Below are 2,190 nucleotides of genomic sequence, written 5' to 3'. Positions count from 1 at the left end.
TCACGGATGTCGGTCACCTTCCGGTCCTTGAGATCATCAGCCAGGCTGGCCATCAGGAGATCCCAGAGCCGGTAGTGCCGGACATTCAACGTGACGCGGTCGGTGGCAATCTTCTCCACGAACATCTCAGCCGCCCGGCGATCAATCTTCCGCCTGAGGCCGTCCCAGTCCTCATCCTTCCGCCATTTGCCGACCGTATGCGGTTTCACACTCAGCCTCGTGGCGATCTCGGCATTGGTCTCAACCTCACCGGTCAAATACAGCCGCCTGGCTTCCTCACGGATCTTGTTATGTGATCTCTTCATGGCGTTCCTCAATGTAAGACTTGGCCAAGTTTGTCAGCCCGCGAGCCTTTCTATCGCGGCCTGGTGTGCCGTCACTCGCCAGTTCAACGGCCTCCTCGATTGTCTGCTCCTGATCCGGTGTCACGACGAAGGTCAGCACGCGGGGCAATACCTTCTCTTCCTGCTCAGCCTGCTCATCCAGCAGCTCGGCGATCTCATCAGCGGGGAACTCGAGCAATGCATGCAGCTCCTCGATCTGCCGGTCGGTTTCCGGGACAAGTCCGGCAAGATCATCGACGCTCATCGAGCCGAGTAATTCGTGGAGAAGCTGGGCACGCCGGACCGGAACATCCTGGCCCTCTAATCTATTCAATGTGGCCAGCAATAGATTCGCCTCCCTATCGTCCACCTCCCAGATATCGCAGCGGGCCTCTGAGTGCCCCAGCTCCCGAAGCACATCGATTCTGTGATGGCCATCCAGCACCTGGTACTTCCCGGCTTGATCCGGATGAGGACGGACGATGAGGTAGGGGTAGCGGCCGGTCCGTTTGATATGGGCTTTCAATTTCTCCCGCATCTCCTCGGACATGACGTTGCTGTTGAGCGGGTGCGGGATGAGATCATCCAGCGGAACCATCCGAGCATCAGCGGTTTTCTTCTTGGCCATCACTTGCCTCCTGCGTTCATGGTTACCATCGCGCGGTCACGGATCAGCTCTGCATCCGAATCCCAACCGACCAGGATGAACTCACGATTCTGCTGCCGCTTCTCCTCGCTGGACTGGGAGGGCTTGTGCATGTACCGGATCTCGGTAGCCTTCACCTCCCGGCCGTAGCTGCGCATCTTCTGCTCCAGCTCATCGAGCGTCACCTCGGCATTGCCCAGGCTCAGAACCCAGACCGGGATGTTCTTCGCCTGCTTGAACAAGCCGTCGATCATCGAGGCCCCATCCTTGGCGCTGAACGGGCTCACCGGCAGGGATGTTCCCTCCAAGATCTCATCGATGATTTTGTATTCCCGCTCGTAGGATTGGACGCCGGGATAGGGCGGGTCGAAGTAGGCGATGTCGGCTTTGAGGCTGGGGAGCAATTTGACAATGTCTGCTTTCAGGACCTGAGCCTCGCCTTGAAACACCCCGGCGTTGATCTGCATCGCCACTTTCCACAGCCGGTCGGGACGGTTCAGGCGCAAACCTTCAACATATCCCTTGAGGCAGCTGGGCGTGATGTTTTCATATTCGCCGCTGGAGAGCCTGTGAATCGTCCCGGTACGGACACTTGACATAGGATGAGCTAGCAGCGCTACACGCACCGCCAGGAGCCGCAGGAGCCCCTGTCGCGCCATATCTCGCGCCTCCCCGGCCATGGCTAGGATGCGGTCGAGAAGTCGCGCCTGCGCCCGCGTGAAGGCGCGTGGGACGTAGTTTTGTTCAACCTGGCCCGGTGGCTCGTACTTGTCGGCTGCCACCCGCAGAATGTCTTCCCGCCGTAGCCGGACCGAGCTGTTTTGTATCAGTGCCTGCCCGACCACGATGGACCGTTCGGCGATATCCACCGAAACCACCCTGAAACCCTGCGCTTTGGCATAGAGCGAGACCGACCCACCGCCAAGGAAGCCATCGAGGAATGTAAGCCCCGGCCACAGCTTTCGTGGCAGGATTCGGTCCACTTCCCGGAAGATCAGGGGGCACAACCGGCGCTTTCCACCCAGGTACGGCGGCAATGCGGACCACAGCGTTAATCTTTTGTTTCTTCTCATTTTATTGCTCCGGGTGACTTGACTTCTCTGGGAACGGAAGCGTTGTTACCAATGCGCCGGGCGATGGGGCCTGGCCCATAAAGGAGGGAACGATGAACGCGAAGGCCACGAAGAAAGCCAAACAAGCCGCCGACCTGCTCGCCAAGGC

At 59.2% G+C, this 2,190-nt stretch carries 3 protein-coding genes; all 3 read right to left on the bottom strand.

Going from position 1 to position 2,190, the window contains the following annotated elements:
- On the bottom strand, positions 1-305 hold a 305-nt coding region (locus KJ970_02365), incomplete at its 3' end, for a hypothetical protein (protein MBU2689742.1).
- A complete protein-coding gene (locus KJ970_02360) occupies positions 289-951 on the bottom strand; it encodes a ParB/RepB/Spo0J family partition protein (GenBank protein MBU2689741.1) in 663 nt (220 codons plus the stop codon). The genes KJ970_02365 and KJ970_02360, both read right to left, overlap by 17 nt.
- Entirely contained in the window at positions 951-2,042 is a 1,092-nt protein-coding gene (locus KJ970_02355) for a DNA adenine methylase (protein ID MBU2689740.1), read from the bottom strand. The genes KJ970_02360 and KJ970_02355 overlap by 1 nt, the downstream gene beginning before the upstream one ends.
- Positions 2,043-2,190: the final 148 nt, after the last annotated feature.

The sequence above is a fragment of the Candidatus Eisenbacteria bacterium genome, assembly GCA_018831195.1.
GTDB lineage: Bacteria > Eisenbacteria > RBG-16-71-46 > CAIMUX01 > JAHJDP01 > JAHJDP01.
Note: the sequence above shows the minus strand (reverse complement) of the source record. Positions and strands in the feature narration are given on the sequence as shown.